Origin of the sequence: Rosistilla oblonga (assembly GCF_007751715.1) — a bacterium.
GTDB lineage: Bacteria > Planctomycetota > Planctomycetia > Pirellulales > Pirellulaceae > Rosistilla > Rosistilla oblonga.
This window is the reverse complement of record NZ_CP036292.1, coordinates 5,579,760-5,598,502: the sequence shown is the minus strand read 5'-3', so window position 1 is coordinate 5,598,502 and position 18,743 is coordinate 5,579,760. Positions and strand designations below refer to the sequence as shown.

The 18,743-nt window shown below is 57.8% G+C and carries 14 protein-coding genes; 5 read left to right on the top strand and 9 right to left on the bottom strand.

Annotated features, from left to right (window positions below; all coding sequences use genetic code 11):
- Window positions 1-41: 41 nt before the first annotated feature.
- The 3 genes from CA51_RS19800 to CA51_RS19790 are packed head-to-tail and all read right to left on the bottom strand — an operon-like array spanning window position 42 to window position 3,928.
- On the bottom strand, window positions 42-1,418 hold the full coding sequence (locus tag CA51_RS19800; RefSeq protein WP_145122921.1) for an META domain-containing protein: 1,377 nt from the start codon (window positions 1,416-1,418) through the stop codon (window positions 42-44).
- A 51-nt stretch (window positions 1,419-1,469) separates the two neighbouring features.
- The gene (locus CA51_RS19795) at window positions 1,470-3,284 is read right to left on the bottom strand and encodes a serine/threonine-protein kinase (protein WP_145122920.1); all 1,815 of its coding nucleotides are present in this window, start codon (window positions 3,282-3,284) and stop codon (window positions 1,470-1,472) included.
- 56 nt (window positions 3,285-3,340) lie between these two features.
- Complete coding sequence (locus tag CA51_RS19790; RefSeq protein WP_197451331.1) at window positions 3,341-3,928, bottom strand: RNA polymerase sigma factor; 588 nt, start codon at window positions 3,926-3,928, stop codon at window positions 3,341-3,343.
- 140 nt (window positions 3,929-4,068) lie between these two features.
- On the opposite strand from CA51_RS19790, the gene CA51_RS19785 reads away from it, so the two are divergent.
- The 5 genes from CA51_RS19785 (at window position 4,069) to CA51_RS19765 (ending at window position 10,233) form a co-directional block, all read left to right on the top strand.
- Window positions 4,069-4,644, top strand: a complete 576-nt coding sequence (locus CA51_RS19785) for a sigma-70 family RNA polymerase sigma factor (protein ID WP_145122918.1) — start codon at window positions 4,069-4,071, stop codon at window positions 4,642-4,644.
- A gap of 89 nt (window positions 4,645-4,733) precedes the next feature.
- Complete coding sequence (locus tag CA51_RS19780; protein WP_231745797.1) at window positions 4,734-6,062, top strand: asparagine synthase-related protein; 1,329 nt, start codon at window positions 4,734-4,736, stop codon at window positions 6,060-6,062.
- On the top strand, window positions 6,059-7,063 hold the full coding sequence (locus CA51_RS19775) for an archaeosine biosynthesis radical SAM protein RaSEA (protein ID WP_145122916.1): 1,005 nt from the start codon (window positions 6,059-6,061) through the stop codon (window positions 7,061-7,063). The genes CA51_RS19780 and CA51_RS19775 overlap by 4 nt, the downstream gene beginning before the upstream one ends.
- A complete protein-coding gene (locus tag CA51_RS19770) occupies window positions 7,056-8,531 on the top strand; it encodes an NAD(P)/FAD-dependent oxidoreductase (protein ID WP_197451330.1) in 1,476 nt (491 codons plus the stop codon). The genes CA51_RS19775 and CA51_RS19770 overlap by 8 nt, the downstream gene beginning before the upstream one ends.
- Window positions 8,532-8,673: 142 nt before the next feature.
- On the top strand, window positions 8,674-10,233 hold the full coding sequence (locus CA51_RS19765) for a carbon-nitrogen hydrolase family protein (protein WP_145122914.1): 1,560 nt from the start codon (window positions 8,674-8,676) through the stop codon (window positions 10,231-10,233).
- A gap of 77 nt (window positions 10,234-10,310) precedes the next feature.
- Here the strand turns inward: CA51_RS19765 and CA51_RS19760 are convergent, their stop codons facing one another.
- The 6 genes from CA51_RS19760 to CA51_RS19735 all read right to left on the bottom strand — a co-directional run bounded on the left by CA51_RS19760 (window position 10,311) and on the right by CA51_RS19735 (window position 18,650).
- Window positions 10,311-11,312 carry a DUF1559 domain-containing protein gene (locus tag CA51_RS19760; RefSeq protein ID WP_197451329.1) on the bottom strand — a complete coding sequence of 334 codons (1,002 nt, stop codon included), beginning with the start codon at window positions 11,310-11,312 and terminating at the stop codon, window positions 10,311-10,313.
- Between the two features lie 380 nt (window positions 11,313-11,692).
- Window positions 11,693-12,157 (bottom strand): carboxypeptidase-like regulatory domain-containing protein, encoded by a 465-nt coding sequence (locus CA51_RS19755; RefSeq protein ID WP_145122913.1) that lies wholly within the window; start codon window positions 12,155-12,157, stop codon window positions 11,693-11,695.
- 116 nt (window positions 12,158-12,273) lie between these two features.
- Entirely contained in the window at window positions 12,274-13,275 is a 1,002-nt protein-coding gene (locus CA51_RS19750; RefSeq protein ID WP_145124264.1) for a DUF1559 domain-containing protein, read from the bottom strand.
- Window positions 13,276-13,950: 675 nt separating this feature from the next.
- Window positions 13,951-14,415, bottom strand: coding sequence for a carboxypeptidase regulatory-like domain-containing protein (locus CA51_RS19745; RefSeq protein WP_145122912.1), 465 nt, complete (start codon window positions 14,413-14,415; stop codon window positions 13,951-13,953).
- Between the two features lie 122 nt (window positions 14,416-14,537).
- Window positions 14,538-15,557: a DUF1559 domain-containing protein gene (locus CA51_RS19740; RefSeq protein ID WP_145124263.1), complete on the bottom strand. Its 1,020-nt coding sequence runs from the start codon at window positions 15,555-15,557 to the stop codon at window positions 14,538-14,540.
- Between the two features lie 438 nt (window positions 15,558-15,995).
- Entirely contained in the window at window positions 15,996-18,650 is a 2,655-nt protein-coding gene (locus CA51_RS19735) for an SdrD B-like domain-containing protein (protein WP_145122911.1), read from the bottom strand.
- Window positions 18,651-18,743: the final 93 nt, after the last annotated feature.

Genomic DNA, 18,743 nt, shown 5'->3' with positions numbered 1-18,743 from the left:
CCGGCAGGGAAGGATCTTCACGCGACCTATTTAGCTTGCGGTTAATCTTCGATTTTTGAGAGCCGCACGATCTCATTCCCCTCGGCGTCGAGCAGGTACAACAGCCCGTTGTCGCCGATTCGGTAGCGGGTCACTTTGGCCAATGCCGCCATGAACCGGGTCTCTTGATCCATCAGAGATTGCGGGCCGGCACGGCGCGTCATGACCAACCGTCCCAGTTCGATCTTATCTCCGCTGATCTTCGCTTTGCCCGAGTAGCGGTTGACCGAAGTGTTGCCCGCTGCGGTGCCGTCGTCGGCGATCTCCAGCGTCGTTTGCGCCCGGTCGACGACGCCTCGGTTCTCGATATCCTCGGCCAACCAGTTACCGACCAATGCTTTTGAAAAGGTCTGCGCTGATTCCAATGCGTCGGTTCTCCAAATCTGATTCCAGTCGGTCTTCATATCAACCACGTTCCAACCGTTAGCCGGTGCCGCTGCGAGCGCGGTAACCAGCGTGCCGCTGGCGGGCGGATGAGCGTCGTAAGCGTACTCGCGTTCGCCATCGGTGTGATGAACCAGCATCCCGAAACTGGGCAACGGGTTGCCGATCGTCGTGTATTCCAGCATCGCTTGATCGCCGTCGCTGTTGCCAAAACAGGCGATCGGTCGCCGACCGATGAACTGATGAATCCCGACCGGTTTGCCATCCTTGTCGTCGACAAACGCCTGGTCCATCGTCTTGATCAAGACAGGTTTGCCGTCGCGAAATTCGAACTTCGTTAACGCTGTCGATCCGACGACATTCTGCGGCGGAATCCCGTAGACAGCTTCGGACCAGACCCGCATGAAATCGGCACCACCGCCGGAGACGATGAACGTCTCAAAACCATTGTCGCGGAGATACTTCAGCAGCTCCTGCATCGGTTGATAAGTGAGATCGGTGTACGCTTTTTGGAAGCGTGGATGTCGTGTCGTTTCCCGCCAGGTTTCGACGCGAGCATTAAACTCGTCGGTCGTGATGCCGGTGTGCGTCAGCGCCAGGATTCGCATCAAGCCATCGTAATGCTTGCCCGCCAGCAGCTTCTTCACATCGCCCGCCAACGCGGCTTGCACCATCGGATCTGCTGCCAATTTGGGTTCTTGCGGCGCGCGGCGTTTGAGTTCTTCGAACACAAATTCAACTTGAAAGGGGAGCGGCGCTTCGGGCCACAGCGTGCCATCGTTATCGAAGACAGCGATCCGCTGAGCCGGCGGGACATAGTCGTCGCCATCGCGATCGGTGACGCGGTTTACAAAATCGATCACCGCTTGTTTTCGAGCGGTTTCATTCCACGAAGGCAATGGATCGACGTGAGGACTGGAGCCCGGTTGTGCTTGTGCCGTCGCGGCCGAAAACGACGCAAGCAGCGCGAGGACAACGAGTGATGAGACTCTCATAACGTATTCCATGAGGTGATGAGTTGAGTACTGATTCTAATAGACTGCGGTTCAGTCGGTCTGCGCGGTCCACCATGCCGATGCATCTTCTTCGCTCCAGCGGCCCGCCGATTCACACGATCGAAGTTCGTTTAGCAGTTCTGCGGCGCTCCCCGGACGACCACCGGGATTGGTGGACAGGCAACGCATCAGAATCGCTTCGAAGTCGGCGGGAACATCGGCTGCGTGAGTCGAAGGAGGTTCCGGAGTTTGCGTCAACTTGGCCCGCATCACTTCTTGCAACGAACCGCCGGTCAACGGAGGTCGTCCGGTCAGCAGGTAATATCCGACGGCGCCAATACTGTACAGATCGCTGGGCGGGCCGACGAGGCTGGGAGTCGCTACCTGTTCAGGCGACATGTAATCGGGCGTTCCGGTGATCCGCTGCGCCTCGACGGCTGCGGTGTGGGGATCGAGATCGAGCGTCGCGTCGCGGACGACGCCAAAGTCCAGCAGTTTCGTGTAGTCTTCGATTCCGCCACGCTGCGACGCGAAGACGTTCGCCGGCTTGATGTCCCGGTGGATCAGGCCGGCCTTGTGAGCTTCCTGCAGGGCTTCGCAAATTTCGATCAAAAAGTGAATCGCCCGGGGCGCGGGCATGGGGCCGGTCCGTTTGACCATTTCACGCAAGTTCATCCCCGGCAACAACTCCATCGCAAAAAAGAAGACTCCCTCGTTCGTCTGGCCATAATCGTAGACTTCGATCGTGTGCGGATGCGTCAACTTTGCCGTCGCCCGCACCTCGCGTTCGAACCGCTGCAAAGCTTCCCCCTCGACGCTGCGTTCGGGTTGGATCAGCTTGATCGCACAGGAGCGTTTCAGCAGCAGATGTTCCGCTTCGTAGACTCGCCCCATTCCTCCTTCGCCGATCAAACGCTTGATCTTATATTGAGCCAATCGACGGGCTTGGAACGCCGACAACCGAGCTCCATGGATCAGATGCGCCGTGTAAGTCGCGATGCATGCGGCGACAAAGACTTCGGGAATCGGTTTGCCAAACGTATCTTGAGCCAACAGCAACGGGATTTGTGGATCGATCCAAGCGGCCAGCCAGATGGTCAAATTCGGGACCAGGACCATCGGGAAGACGACCGCGGCGGCTCGCTGCCAGTTGTTGGGCATGAAGATCCCGTAGATCAAGATCAGCAACGCCCAAGCGAAGAAGTGCCAGTTGTTGATGCTGACAAACATGACGACGTCTTGTCGAATTGCGGCGTCCAGCAGCATCCTTAAATAGATCACCGATGCCAGCAGTCCGGCGTTGACCATCACGACTAGTTCGATGATTCTCAGCCGCCGCAGACTCAGCTTGTGATCGCTATGCAGAACCCAGGCGGCACCGAGGCTGATCAGCAGCGCGGCGACGCGGACTCCATAGCCGACGGCGGCGTAGTGATAGGTCATCAACCGGATCATCGAAACCGCGATGAACAGCGACATCACCATGGCGATCACGATCAACCGCCGCCGCAAGATCTGCCGGTTCTCTTCCCAGATCTCTCGCTGCACCAAGAACGTATCGACTGGGACCTCGGGATCGACGAAATCGATAGCTTGCCGGACCGCACCGCCCCGCATGATCGCCGTCGGTTCGGTCGATTCCTGGGGAGGTGAGTCCAGAAGCGTCACGTCGCGATGATGCCTCAGCAGCGATCGGACCTCGTCGGCGACAACTGGATCCTGATCAGCCTGCGCAGCGACGATCGCCGACCATTGCGACTCGGGGGCAGCAATCGCTTGAGAAAAAACATCCTTGACCTTTGCGTACTGCTGTTCGTTCAACGCCATCTCGCTGCTCAAGTTCCGTGGACTTCCGGTGTCATGCAAGTCCTTACTCTAAAAGTGTACGTCTTGCCTGTTTCGACGTGTGACACCGCGGCTGCCTAATTAATCGATTGCTCATAAGCGGAAAGTTCCCGCCGCAGCTGTGACCGGGCACGCGACAATCGGCTGCGGACGGTGCCGACGCGGATCTCCAGGATCTCCGCGATCTTTTGATAGTCATAGCCTTCGAACTCCCGCAGCACCAAGACCTCTCGAAAACTATCGTCGAGCCGCTTGATTGCATTTTGTACCTGTTCGCAGCTCTCGTTGCGTTCGATCGCTGCCGATGGCGACTCGACCGACCGTTTGCCGTGCGGCCTGGCACCATCGGGAACCGATTCCATCGGCACCAACCGACGTTGTTTTTCGGCGTAGGTATGGCGAGCGTTCAGCGCGATACGGTACAGCCAAGTGTAGAATGCACTCTCCTGCCGAAACGACCCCAAGTGGACAAACGCTCGGACAAATGCATCTTGAACGATGTCCTCGGCAAGGATTGGGCAACCAACAAAATTCCGCATCGCGTTATAGAGTCGATCTTGGTACCTCGCCATGACTTGGGCATAGGCGTCGGTATCTCCTCGCTGTGCGGCATCGATCAGATCCCGAATCGGGACCGACTGGCTTTCAATGGTTGGGGAACTCATGGTGGACTGCATCGAGGAACTCTCGTACATTGCTTTTAGCTGTGACAACGGCTCTCGCAGCGGTACGCGACGGTTCTAACTACTGTCCGCAGTTCGATTTGTGGATTGATTTCAGTCCCCGCAATAACAGTCATCCCGCCATGAACGACGATTCCATCGATGTCGCCCGCTCGCTGCAACAAATCGTTGACGGGGATCCTGCTGCGGCGGACCGTTTGATGCCGGAGGTCTACGACCAATTGCGGCGTCTGGCTCAATCGATGCTGAATCAGGAATCTCCGTCCCATACGCTGCAACCGACGGCGCTGGTCAACGAGACCTATTTGCGAATGGCCGACCAGACGCGCGTCGATTGGCAGGGGAAGACTCATTTTTTTGCGATCGGTGCCAAGATGATGCGGCGGATTTTGGTCGATCATGCCCGCGGCAAAAATCGCCATAAACGTGGCGGCCAGAGTCAACGTATTCCGCTTTCCGATGGTATGCGTGTCACCAAACAAAAGGACGAAGATGTGTTGGCCATCGAAGACGCCTTGGCCAAACTGGCGACGCTCGATCCCCGCCAGGCTCAGATTGTCGAGCTGAGGTTTTATGGCGGCCTGACGGTCGAAGAGGTCGCCAACGTACTGGGCGTTTCCAAACGGACCGTCGAAGCCGAATGGACGATGTTGCGGGCCTGGCTGCGTCGCGAACTCGGGGGCGAATTGCCCGATTGAAACTCTCGAAACGGTGCCTCTGCAAATACGCATCGGATTGCGTATACTGCGAACAACTCAGGCATTTTTTCTTGGAAGGGCGGTCACCGGTGCACAATCATCAATACGTGGAACGTTTTGTTAGTCTTCTCGATCCCGATGCCAACATCTTATTGAATGCCACGGTTGACGAGGCGGTTGAGTTGCTGGGCAGCGGGGATGCCGAGGCGCTCAAAAACATCGAGGGGCAATTCGCGCTCGTCCATCGCAACGGCCACATCGTGCGGATGGCGCGATCGATCGGGCGTCCGATGCGATATTTCTTGGCCAAGCAGGTCGATGGGCCCTGCCTAGTCGTCGCCGAGCGGATGGATGAGATTCGCGATTGGTTGATCGCCGAGGGACTCGATGGCCAGTTCCATCCGTCCTATACGCGGATGGTGCCCGCTCACCATATCGTCGAGATCGCTTTGTTGGGCTGTCCCGATCCGAATCCGCAATACACGCGGTTCTTCACGCCCCAGCGGAATCGCTTGCCCGCAAATCTGGATGAGATCGGCGGTCAATATATCGGGGCACTGCAAGCGTCGATCGCTCAGTGGATCGACCAGATCGACCCAGCCGAACCGATCGGCGTGTTATTCAGTGGCGGGATCGACAGTGGAGCTGTCTTCTGCACCACGTACGATTGCCTGTTGAAACGAGGTGATTCGCCGGCGCGGTTGAAGGCGTTTACGCTCTCGATCGACGGCCAGGGACGCGACGCCGATCAGGCTCATCGCTTTTTGAGCGACCTCGATTTGGGAATGTTCCTCGAAGTCATCGATTGTCCGGTCGGGGAAGTCGACTACCGCGAAGCGATCCGCGTGATCGAAGACTACAAACCGCTGGACGTTCAAGCGGCGACGATGGGCTTGGCGCTGTGCCGCGGAATTCGCCGCCGCTATCCCGATTGGAAGTATCTGTTGGATGGCGACGGCGGGGACGAGAACCTGAAGGACTATCCGATCGAAGAGAATCGCGAGCTGACGATCCGCAGCGTGCTGAATAATCTGATGCTCTATCAAGAGGGCTGGGGCGTCGACGCGATCAAACATTCGCTGACCTACAGCGGTGGGCAGAGTCGAGGGCATGTGCGATCGTTTGCTCCGGTTCGTCAGACTGGATTCAAAGGTTTCAGCCCATTTGCCGTGCCGCGCGTGATTGAAGTCGCCGAGGGGATCCCGTTCATCGAGCTTACCGATTGGCAGCACGACAAACTGTACGCTTTGAAAGGCGAAATCGTCCGCCGCGGAGTGGAGCAGGTGACGGGGCTGACGATGCCGACGTTTGAAAAATGCCGCTTTCAGCATGGGGCTTCGACCGAAGAGGTCTTTGCAAATTTGTTCCCCGCCGATGAGCAGAGCTATCGCAACGCGTTTCGCCAGGTGCTGGAATGATCGATCGCGATCGGCCAATCGAAGATCCGGCGCCGCGCGAGTTGGCGGAAGCGATCAACGATCGGCAGATCCTGGCCGCGCGTGGTCCCAAAAATCGAGTCGATCCGCGGCGGGCGTATCAAGCGTTTGTCGAGCCCGAATTTTCGGTTGACCGGATTGTCGAAGATGTCGCCACGATCTTCCTGACCAATCGCGAGTGTCCGTTCCGCTGTCTGATGTGCGATCTGTGGAAGAACACGACCGACGATCGTGTTCCGCCGGGCGCGATCGTCCAGCAGATCGAGCACGCGCTGGCGTCGCTGCCCGCCGCGCCGCGGATCAAGCTCTACAACAGCGGCAATTTTTTTGACGCCGCCGCGGTCCCGCGCGAAGACCTGCCGCGGATCGCAAAAATCGTTGGCGGCCATCGATCGGTGATCATCGAAAATCATCCCAAGCTGTGCGACGACCGGGCGTTGCGTTTTCGAGATCAGTGTGGCACCGATCTGGAAGTCGCGATCGGGCTGGAAACTTCGCATCCGCCGACGCTGCAGCGATTGAACAAACAGATCACCCGCGACGACTTTGCCCGCGCTGCGGAGTTCCTGACCTCCAACGGAATCCGCGTTCGCGCGTTTATCCTGCTGCGTCCGCCGTGGACGACCGAAGGGGAAGGCATCGAGCGAGCGATCGAATCGGTCCGGTTCGCCTTTAATTCGGGAGTCGATTGTTGCGCGGTCATTCCGACTCGCTCGGGCAATGGCATCATGGAACGGTTGCAGCGCGAAGGACTCTTCACGCCGCCGCGGTTAACCTCGTTGGAAACCGTCCTCGACGAGACCTTGCGTTGGCAATCGGGCATCGTCCTGGCTGATCTGTGGGACGCGGAACAGTTTGCATCATGCCCCGTCTGTGCCCGGCAGCGGATCGATCGCTTGCAGAGGATGAATATGACGCAAACGGTTCCGCCGCCGGTGACCTGCCCGGCCTGCGATTCGGATGGAGGCGGCCGCTTTGAATGAAGAAGTCGATCTGTTGGTCCTCGGCTCCGGTTTTGGTGGCAGTCTGTTGAGTCTACTGATGGCCCGCCAGGGACTTCGCGTCGCTGTGATCGATCGCGCGGTCCATCCCCGGTTTACGATCGGAGAGTCTTCGACGCCCCTGGCCGATGCGACGCTGAAAGAACTCGCGGAGCGGTACGATTTGCCCGAGCTGATACCTCTGACCGCGTATGGTCCCTGGCGACGAAGGCATCCCGATTTGATGTGTGGCCTGAAACGGGGCTTCAGTTATTTCGGACACTCCAGCGGAGCGGAGTTTTCGCCAGCTGATCAATTGCTTGTCGCGGCCAGCAGCGACGACGAACACTCCGACACGCACTGGCTGCGGAGCGACGTCGACGCTTGGTTGTTCGAACGAGCTGCCGAACGGGGCTCGATGCAATTCGAAGGGGCAAGCTATCGGCTGAGCCGCGAGGATTCGCAGTGGCTGGTTGCTGGCGAGGCTTCCGGTGCAGCATTCTCGATCCGATCGCCGATGATTGTCGACGCAACGGGGGCGTCGGGGGAAGTGTTGCGTTACCTGAAGATCGCCTCGCAAACTCACCGATTGAAAACGAACAGCTGGGCCGTTTACGGACACTTTGAAAACGTCGCGTCGGTCGCTGAGATGCTGGACCGCCGGCAGATCGATCGACGCCGCCATCCCTTCGCTTGCGATGCCGCTGCGGTTCATCATGTGTTAGACGACGGGTGGATGTGGCAGCTGCGTTTCTGCGACGACCGCGTGAGCGCAGGGGTCGCGATCGGCCAGCCGGCGGATGCGCCCAAGCCGAATGCGGATGCAATCTGGCGGCAGCGTTTGGATCGTTTTCCGTTCCTGAGACAGCAATTTGCCGCGGCAAAGATCGTTGCGCCGGCCAGCGGTTTGCAGACGACATCGCGAATGCAGCGGCTGACCTCGCTGGCGGCTGGTTCGGGCTGGGCGGCGCTGCCCAACACCGCGGGCTTCATCGATCCGCTGCACAGCACCGGCCTTGCACATACGATGTTTGGCGTTCGCCGGCTGGCGGAGATTCTGCTGCAGGCAGGCACATCGAATCAGCTCCTTGCTGAACTGGAAAACTACTCGTCGACGTTGATCGATGAACTGCGTCTTGTCGATCAACTGGTCGAAGGTTGTTATGCGGGGCTGCCCAGCTTTCGCTTATGGTCGGCTTGGTGCATGCTCTATTTCGCTGCGGTGACGTCGATGGAACAGTCGTCAGGGGGAGGCGTTGCGGCATTTCTGCATGCTGACGCCCCGCGGTTTCGAACGGTTGTGGGCGAAGCACGCGGGGAGCTGCAGCGGGCGATCGATGCCGGTCGCGGACCGGAAGCTTGCGAGCGATTCGAAGACTGGTTGCGGCAGGCGATCGCTCCCTGGAATCGGGTCGGATTGTTAGACAGAGAATGCGACGGGAGGTATGCCCGAACGGCGAAGCCGGTTTAAGCTCAATTGCGTGCAGAATTGCCCGGCGCCCACTTCCCGGCTGAGCGGTCGGCACGCGAGAATACAGGTGCTCGTCTGCCGAGATCGCGGCCCGCGAAACAGCAGCGGAAAACGCTAACATTGGATAATAGGGTAGTCTCTGATGGATCCACTCGATCTCAAAGAATTTGAATGGAAAGTCAAAGTTCGTCAGCTGTCGATCGACGACTACGGTGCGTTGGTGAAAATGCAACAGCGCTGTTTTCCGGGCATGTCGCCGTGGACCCGCGACCAGATTGAAAGCCAAATCAAAGTCTTTCCCGAAGGGCAGTTGGTGGTCGAGATCGATGGCGAGGTCGCGGCGTCGTCGTCGAGTTTAGTTTTGCGTTACGATCGCACGACCGCCTGGCACGATTGGACCCAGGTTGCCGACAACGGTTACATTCGCAATCACTCTCCCGAAGGCGATACGCTGTACGGGATCGAGATCATGGTCGATCCAGAGTATCGCGGGATGAAGTTGTCGCGGCGGCTGTACGACGCGCGGAAGCAACTGTGCCGCGAACGCAATATCGAACGGATCATCATCGGCGGACGGATTCCGGGCTACGGCGAGCGAGCCGAGGAGATGTCGGCCAGCGAATATGTCGAGCGAGTGGTTGCCAAAGCGATCCACGATCCCGTGTTGACCGCTCAAATTGCCAACGGCTTCGCGCTGCAAGGCTTGATCCCCAATTACTTCCCCAGCGATCAGGCATCGCGCGGCTACGCGACCTTTCTGGAATGGAGGAACCTGGAATATCAAGCCTCTCGGACACGTCGGTATCACGCGGCTTTTGAACCGGTTCGCCTGGCGGTCGTGCAATATGAACTGCGACGTATTAACAACTTCGGTGAGTTCACGCAGCAGAGCGAGTTCTTCGTCGACGTCGCCGCGGATTATAAGTGCGACTTCATCATGTTTCCCGAGTTGTTCACGACGCAATTGCTGTCGTGTGTCGAATCGGCTCGCCCCGGACTCGCCGCGCGTCGGTTGGCCGAGTTCACGCCGCAGTACCTCGAGTTTTTCACCGAGTGCGCCGTCAAATATAATGTGAACGTGATCGGTGGATCGCAGTTTGTTGTCGAAAACGAAAAGCTCTACAACGTCGCCTACTGCTTTGGTCGCGATGGTACGATCCACAAGCAATATAAGATTCACATCACTCCCAGCGAACGGAAGTGGTGGGGCGTCAGTCCCGGTGATTATGTCAACGTCTTCGATACCGATTCGGGACGCGTCGCGATGTTGATCTGTTACGACATCGAATTCCCCGAACTGGTTCGGATCGCCGCGGCGAAAGGTGCACAGATCATCTTCGTGCCGTTTAACACCGACACGGTCGAAGGGTATCTGCGGATCCGACACTGCGCCCAAGCGCGGTGTGTGGAGAACCATGTCTACGTTGCGATCGCAGGATGTACGGGGAACCTGCCGTTTGTCGAAAACGCCGACATTCACTATGCCCAATCGGCGATTCTGACTCCCGCCGACGTCGGCTTCTCTCGCGATTCGGTGGGTGCGGAATGCAATCCGAACATCGAAACCGTTGTCATGGATGACGTCGATCTAGAAATTCTGCGGAAGCACCGCGAATCGGGGAGCGTGCAAAACTGGAACGACCGCCGCAAGGATCTCTATCGAGTGACCTACGAAGAGGACGGCAAGACCTTCGAGGTCTAAGCCGCCAAAAACACAAACCGCAACCAGGAAACCCGGTTGCGGTTTGTTTGCGTTTGGTCGTTCGATTCGCAGGGCGATTAGTAGTCGCCGATCGGTTGGCCGTCGGAAATGTAGGAGATCCGATTCAGTACGATTTGGTCGGTCGTTTCGCTGATGAAATGGACCGAACCATCGGCGAAAGTGACTTGCGCTCCGCCGGGGTGCGTGCTGCCAACGGTCGACCAAGCACCAAGCCGACTCTTGCGAGGAACTTGCGCGTACGGAGGCGTGGTCCAGCCACAGCACTCGTTGTCGTTAATGCCGCGGCCATAAGCGAGGTCGACGCCGTGTCCGACCCACTTGGTGAAGCCCCATGTCTGCGACTCGCCGTCGATCGTGGCACGCAAGGTTTCACAGACCGCAGCGGAGTTGCTGGTGCCGTCGGTCACGTCGCGCATCTTCGAGGACTCGTCGTGGCCAAACATCCGCCGAGTTTCAAAGGTGGTGCGGCTCCATTTTTCGGCACTGGAGTAGGTCCGCGCAGAATTGAAATCGTAATTGGTAAATGCTCCTAGCAGCGAGGTCGTACCAACCGAAATCGAATAGTGAGTGCTGCCAGTGTTTGTGTATTGGTTGGGATTAGGGTCCGAAGGGCACAAGAAGGCATCAATGACCGTGCTGACAGCCACATCGTTAGCATTCCCCGCAGCGCCGGGAGCCGGTCCGGCGAGGCCCTTCCCGTTGCTGTTGTGCCCACCGGTCGGCAGGTTCATATCGATTTGATCCTGCAGGTTTTGCAGTTCGATAAAAGGTAGCAACAACATCCATCCGCGATGGTTCAACACTCCGCCGGCCGCAGGCGTCGCGGATCCGGTTGCAATTGCACCACTCGCCGAGACGGAATAGGGGAACGCTTGGTGAGTGTCGTGGTAATTATGTAATGCCAAACCGATCTGTTTCATGTTATTGGAACACGACATCCGGCGAGCCGCTTCGCGAGCGGCTTGTACTGCGGGCAGCAGCAGGCCAACCAAGATTCCGATGATCGCAATGACCACCAACAGTTCGACGAGGGTAAAACCTGTACGTATTCGTTTCACAACATCCATCTCCAAATAAGAACAAAAAACGCGTCTAGCCCAATGCCAGACGACGAGACTGCGGAAGCTTCAAGCCGGATGCAAGATCCTGCCTGTGTTACGGTCGCCACGGCGCATACCGCATCCTTTAAAAGGTGGAATGGGAAAGCGAACGGGCGGTGGGGATTCGGACTTTTGCGCATCGCCAACGATCTGAAACAAACCAGCAAACCGTTGGTATGTGTTGCGCTGTTTGCGACGTCGGGAAAGAGGTGTGGGGTGGGGTGGGACTGAGCAATGGTCAATCGACCATTGAGGGCGGGCTTTGGGGGGCGCTTCCCCGGCAGGTGTTAGCGTGCCGAGGAAGCTTTTCGTTTCAATCGAGTATGCTCAACGCTTGGTTAGCGTTTGCGTTTTGAATTCAGGTCGAATTCCATCTCCGAAGTGCCATCGGCTTTGATGATGGCGAACATCGTCGACAAATCGGGATCGTTGTAGGCGGCTGGCAACGAATTCACGGCGCCAACATCGGCAGCATTGGAGCCCGGAGGAATCGGAGATCCATCTGGCTGAGTTAGCTTTTGGAAGACAACCTTGTATTTCCCTTCCGCGACACCGTCTTGGCCTTCTACCGATGTAACAGTAAACGCGCCCGTTGCATCGGTGACGCCGTAACCTCCCCGCCCGGGAACTCCATCTTGCGGCAGCAAAGATACCGAAATGCCTTCGACCGGTTTGCCATCGACCGTCACCTTCCCGGATGCTGGCACGACATCGAGCAATTGCTCGGTGCTACCGCAGCCAACAACCAACATTCCAACACACAATGTAGCGACGACTGCGCCACAGTTACGGACAAGTTTCATCGAAGAGAACTCCACGGAGCAACAGATTCAAGAACAATTGAGATAGTAAAAAAGGAGCGGGACGAGCAGTTACTGCTCATCCCGCTGTTTGTTTGTCGAACGGATCCGGCAATCGATTAGAAATCTCCGACCGGTTGACCGTCGGATACGTACGAGATGCGATTCAGGACAACTTGGTCGGTCGTTTCGCTGAGGAAATGGACCGAACCGTCGCCAAAGGTGACTTGCGCACCGCCTGGATGCGTGCTGCCGACGGTTGCCCATTCACCGAGTTTGCTGCGGCGCGTGTCGCGTTGGTAGGGGGGGGAGTCCCAGCCGCAGCATTCGTTGTCGTTGATCCCGCGGGACCAAGCCAGGTCGACGCCATGGCCAACCCACTTTGAATAACCCCACGTTTGCGAGACGCCATCGATGGTGGCTCGCAGCGTTTCACAGACCGCTGCGGTGTTGCTGGTGCCATCGGTCAAATCACGCATCTTGGACGATTCGTCGTAGCCGAACATACGACGCGATTCAAACGTGTCGCGAGTCCATTTGTTAGACCAGTTCGAAGCGCGACGCACGCTGAAATCGTAATTGGTGTATGCTCCCAGCAAGTTTGTACTGCCGGGGGCGATCGAATAATGGGCACTGGAAGTCGACGTATATTGCGTCGGGTTTGGATCCGAAGGGCATAGGAAGGCGTCGACAACGGTGCTGACGGCTACATCGTTGGGATTCCCAGCAGCTCCCGGAGCCGGCCCAGCCAACCCCTTCGAAGCGCGATCATAACCGCCGGTCGGCAGGTTCATATCGATCTGGTCTTGCAGGTTTTGCAATTCGATGAAGGGGAGCAACAGCATCCAACCGCGGTGGTTCAGCACGCCACCGGTCGCTGGCGTAGCCGAACCCGATTCGACCGAACCACTCGCCGATACAGAATACGGGAAAGCCGAATGGGTGTCGTGATAGTTGTGCAGCGCTAAACCAATCTGCTTCATGTTGTTGGAGCACGACATACGCCGCGCCGCCTCCCGCGCAGCCTGGACAGCTGGTAGCAACAATCCAACAAGAATACCGATGATCGCAATGACCACCAGCAGTTCGACGAGGGTAAAACCAGTCCTTACTTTGTTCATGTCAGCGGACTCCAATAAGAGTGGAAAAGAAATTAGACAGGCGCCTGTCAGACATCATGACGTTGGCTCAGTGGTGTTGTTTGTAGCACTATCACGGTGGTTGTGTCAAAGAAAATTCCGCTAGTTTGTTGGGGGACGGTGCGCTGCAGGTGTGTCTGGGTATCTTGGGAAACCTATGGTGCCTATTCGATGCCTCGTGGGAGGGGGCAGGCAGTACGCGCTCACCTTCCCCGGAAACCGAGCATGCGGTCGCGTGAGAGAACGCGACGCGCGCCGGAGGAGAGAGCCTAACGTCCGATGACGATTGGACTTAGCGAAGTCTCGGCGCTGATGGGCTCGAAGAATTTGGCAACCGGCCGCTGGCTGGATAGCTGCGTTTTCCAGGCTAAGGCGGAGAGGAGGCTGCCGCGGTCCCTAACATTATTCTGGGAGGGCTCTGGCAGGCGGTCGGGGTGCACGCAACCAGGATTTCCAGGTTGCGGCGGACGGAAGAGTCGCTTGGTGGAGTGCCGGTCACTTAGAAACTCGCCGCCAGGATGGCCGATGCGAAAATGGGGCGTCGTCGATCGACGACGAGAGAAAGGGGGGGCAAAGCTTGCAGCATCTTTGCAAAACAACCGGTAACCGTGTCAGGCGGTCCCGGTTGTTTGGAAATTTGAAGGATCTCAGAACGCTTTAGCGTTTGCGTTTTGAGTCCAATTCGAATTCCATCTCTGGATTGGTCCCAGCGGTGATGGTCGTGTACATCGTGCTCATATCGGGATTGCCGTAGGCGGGCGGCAATATGTTTTCAGCTCCCACATCGGCTGCACTGGCACCTTCGGGAATCGGGGAGCCATCGGGCAGGGCGAGCTTGGTAAAGATAACCTTGTATTTTCCCTCGCGGACGCCCTCTTGGCCTTCGACCGAAGTCAGGCTGAATGCGCCCGAGGCGTCCGTGACTCCAAATCCACCACGGCCGGCCACGCCCGCTTCGGGCAACAAGGCGACCGAGATACCTTCGACCGGCTTGCCATCGACTAAGACACGTCCCGAGGCGGGATAGACATCGGCCAGAGGTGTTCCGCCATCGCAACCGATGGTGAACGTCGCGACTATCGATGCAACAAATACGACGCTAAGGAGACGGCCAAACTTCATCTTTTCAGAACTCCGAAATGTAAAGAGGTTTTAATGCGGGATGATCGAAAGTGGGACGGGGCGAAACGCCCCATCCCGGATAGTAATGCAGCGCGGTCGAGCGCCGACTGTTGAGTTACCGATCAATATTCACCCAGTGGGTTTCCGTCGGAGACATAAGCGATGTTGTTCAAGACGATTTGGTTGGTCGTATCGCTGAGGAAGTGGACCGATCCATCGGCGAAGGTGACTTGAGCACCGCCGGGATGTGTGCTGCCGACAGTCGACCATTCGCCCAACTGGCTCGGACGCGAAGCACGTGCATAGGGAGTCGAGTCCCAACCGCAGCATTCGTTGTCGTTGATGCCGCGGGAGTAGGCGAGATCGACGCCGTGGCCAACCCATTTGACGTACCCCCAGGTTTGCGAGACGCCATCGATCGTGGCTCGCAAGGTTTCGCAGACCGCTGCGGTGTTGCTTGTACCATCGGTGATGTCACGCATCCGCGACGATTCGTCGTTACCAAACATCCGCTTGGTCGCAAACGAATCGCGGCTCCATTTCTCCACGGTCGACGAGGTGCGACGAACGCTGAAGTCGTAATTTGTGAAGGCTCCCAGCAGGTCGGTGTTACCGGCGGAGATCGAGTAGGAGGTGCTAGTAGCAGTCGAGTAGTTGGTCGGATTCGGATCCGATGGGCAAAGGAACGCGTCGATCGCCGTGCTGACAACGATGTCGTTTGCATTTCCTGCGGCACCCGGTGCTGGACCTGCAAGGCCGACACCGCCACGATCATACGAACCGGTGGGCAGGTTCATGTCGATCTGGTCTTGCAGGTTCTGCAGTTCGATGAATGGCAACAACAGCATCCAACCGCGGTGGTTTAAAACGCCGTTGGCCGCTGGGATCGCGGATCCCGAAGTCACTGCACCACTGCCCGACACCGAATAGGGGAAGACACGGTGCGTGTCGTGGTAGTTGTGCAACGCCAAACCGACCTGTTTCATGTTGTTGGAACATGACATCCGCCGGGCGGCTTCGCGAGCGGCTTGAACGGCTGGCAGCAACAGGCCGACCAAGATTCCGATGATCGCAATCACGACCAACAATTCAACCAACGTAAAGCCAGAGCGTCCACGCTTCTTTTGAACCAAGAGATTCATACCGAACGATTCCTTTGAAGAGATGCAGAAATGCAAGTCACTAACCGTGACGAAAAAGGGTCCTCTCTCCCAAGAGAAAACTCGGACAAGAAGAGGAGTACGGGAAGCTAAAGCAACGGGGATGCCAAATCGCAAAGATCGCAAAGCAAAGCGTGGCGTCTGGAGGGCCGGTTGATGGTGGCCGTAATGAGGGGGTGATTGCGTTGTGGCAGGATCTGCCGGTGTTTGTTGCGTTTTAGGGCTGTCTGGTTCCCCGTGAGAGTGGCGAGTTTCGGGGGCTTAAAATCCGAAGAAAAGCGGCGCCATCGTCAGCACCGGCATAGATCGACCTCGGAAGCTTGCGGTGTGCCTGCAGCGTAGGCACTCGCTGCGGAAATATGAGGCGAGGCAGATCGAAGGGGAGCCAGCGGGGATCGCCTGTCATAAAAGAAGAGGCGGTTAGGCGTTCCAGTCGCCGACCAGTTGCAACACGTAGTCGGTTGCGGCGGCTGTCGATTGGTTCGTCGGCGAACCCACGGGATTGATCGCCCGCACGCGATCGAAGCTCAGCCCGGTAGCGGTCGTCGAGCCGGTGCCGTAGGTGAGCGAGACCTCGTCGCCGCTGCCGGTCAGTTGATCCGCGGCGGTCGATCCCTCGACGACCAGCAAGTCGTCGCCAAGTCGCCCGTCGACGGTGAGTTCTTCGGCGCCAAGGACCAGCAGGCCATCGCCGTTGCTTGGATCGGTGACCAGCGCCAATTGGTTTTGCTCGACATGTGCCTCTTCGTCGTTGCTGGTGCCGATCACTTCGACGCGATCGTTTCCGCCCAACGCATCGACGATCAACATCTCCGCAAGCGGAACAAATGTCGTTTGCCCGTTGATCGTGATCCGCCACTGAGTGTTGGTCTGTTCGATCCTGACGACGTCGTCTCCCGCGGTTCCCGAAACGGTGGTTGCATCGACGCCCAGGTTGGAGAACAGTTCCTCGCGCACGCTCGATCGCGCCAACAGCATCCGTTTGGAGATGATGCTGAGCGTTTCGCCGAAGTTGAAGTTGATGGCGTTTTGGCCGTTGCCAACCGTCACGCCGTCGAAGCGATTGAATCCCGATGTCGTACCTACGGCGGCGGTCCCCGGCAGAACCTGGCCCAGCGAAATCGAAGCGTCTCCGAAACGATCCGGTTGGATCTCTTCGATACTGTAGGTGCCCGATGGCACGTTTTCGAAGTTGTACCATCCATCGGGACCTGTCACCGTCGTCACCGTCGGCACGCCGGGAGTGTTGCTGATCAGACGAACCGTGACGCCCGGCAGACCGATCTCGTTGGCATCCAGCAGCCCGTCGCGGTCGTTATCGGTGTAGACGTATCCGGCGATGCTAGAGAGTCCTTCGAGTTCAGCGTTCAAGAAATCGAGGCCCGTTGGCGACGTGACGCTGCCGTCCGCATTGACCGTGACGACGTGCGGTGTGACCGGCAGAACCTGTTCGAATCCCACAGGTACAACTTCACGGAGCGCATGTGTTCCGACCGGCACGTCATCGAACTGATATTCCCCGGCGGCATTGGTAACCGCATCGTCGAGCGTGTCGTTAGCTGTCGAGCCGTCGTTGCCGATGTCCAAATGGAACGTCACTCCCGCTTGCGGCGTGTCGACTCCGGGATCGATCGCGCCGTTCTGATTGGTGTCGATCCGTTTGATGCCTGTGATCGACACGAGCGGTGGGGCAACAGGTTCCCGATTGCCAAAATCGAGTTCGTCTAAGGGGACGCTGGGGACGACGGCAACGCTTGTATCATCGATCGTGACCAGATAGCTGCCAGCGGCGGGAAAGGTTTGGTCGGTGTCGTTGGGTTCGTAAACGCGGTGCGTTCCGGCCGGGACCTCGACAAATTGGTAGCTGCCGTCGGCGGCGGTTACCACCGATTGGTCGGGCGTCGTGGGGCCGTCGTTATTGATGTCCAGCGTGATCGTCACGCCAGCCATCGGCGGATCGGTGGCATCGCGGACGCCGATCGTTCCGCTGTCGTTGCGATCTTGGAACTTGGTGCCACCGATCGCGACCACTTGGTTCACAAAGTCGAACGGTGGCAGTGGAGGGTCAGTCGAATCGGTGGGGGTGATCACTCCATCGGCATCGACGGAAAAGTTAAACGCGCCGTTGGCAGGTGCCAACTGGATCCTGCCGTCTTGCAACACCTCTTGGAGCGAATAGGTGCCGACCGCGGTTTCGGGGGGAAGCACAAACTGATAGCTGCCGTCGGCCTCGGTCGTGACCGTTTGGTCGTTGGGGCCGTCGAAGATGCCGTCGTTGCCAAAGTCGAGCAACATCGTGACCGGCGACGCGGGAGGACCGCTGGCATTGTCCGCATCGATCTCTTGCTTGTTGCCACCGATCGCAATCGGAAGCGTCGCCTGAACGATTTGATTTTGGGTGGCGGAAGGAAGATCGAGACCGACGGCCCCCGAAATCCCTGTCACCGCATCTAGCGCCTCGCCATTTTCGAACGCCATCGATCCATCCAGCGCGATCGTGAAGGTTGTCGAAGCGAAGGCGTTCAGATCCGACTTGACGCGAAATTTAAGCTCCGTGGTAAAGGGATCGGTCGCGGTTCCCGCTGCAATCGCCGCTCCATTGTTTGCGTTGGGTAACGCGCCACCGCGAATTCCAGAAATATTGTAGAACGAATCGAAGTTTGCCGGATCGTTGGCGTCAAATTTGAAAGCCCCCGCGTTGTAGCCTTCAATGGCCCGTTGCAAGGTGAAGTTGGACGTGACCAAGTTGTTGGGAACATCGCCATTGACCAATGGGTAGTTTGGTAGGTCACCATCGGAGTTCGGCTGGAACGCAGGTTCATCCAGTTCTAAAACAGCCGGATCCCATGAGTAGTTGAGTGGCAATGAAATCACGCCGGAGGTCGAATCGGGGACGTCGACGACCACTCTGGCTTCGTAGACTTCGCCAGCCTGTAACGAACTAACCGGCGTAGGGTTACCCGGTTCATAGAATTCCACTCCCAAACCCAATGTCGCCAGCAGGGCTCGCGATTCGAGCGATTCAGCCAACAGACGACGACGGCGTTTGAACTTGTGTTGTTGTGGATGTCTCATTGCTGCCCCTGCCAGAACGGATGGATTCGATTCATGCTAAACACGAACCTCGCATCGACCAAGCAAAAAGTTGGCAGAACCCCCCGGTGTGGT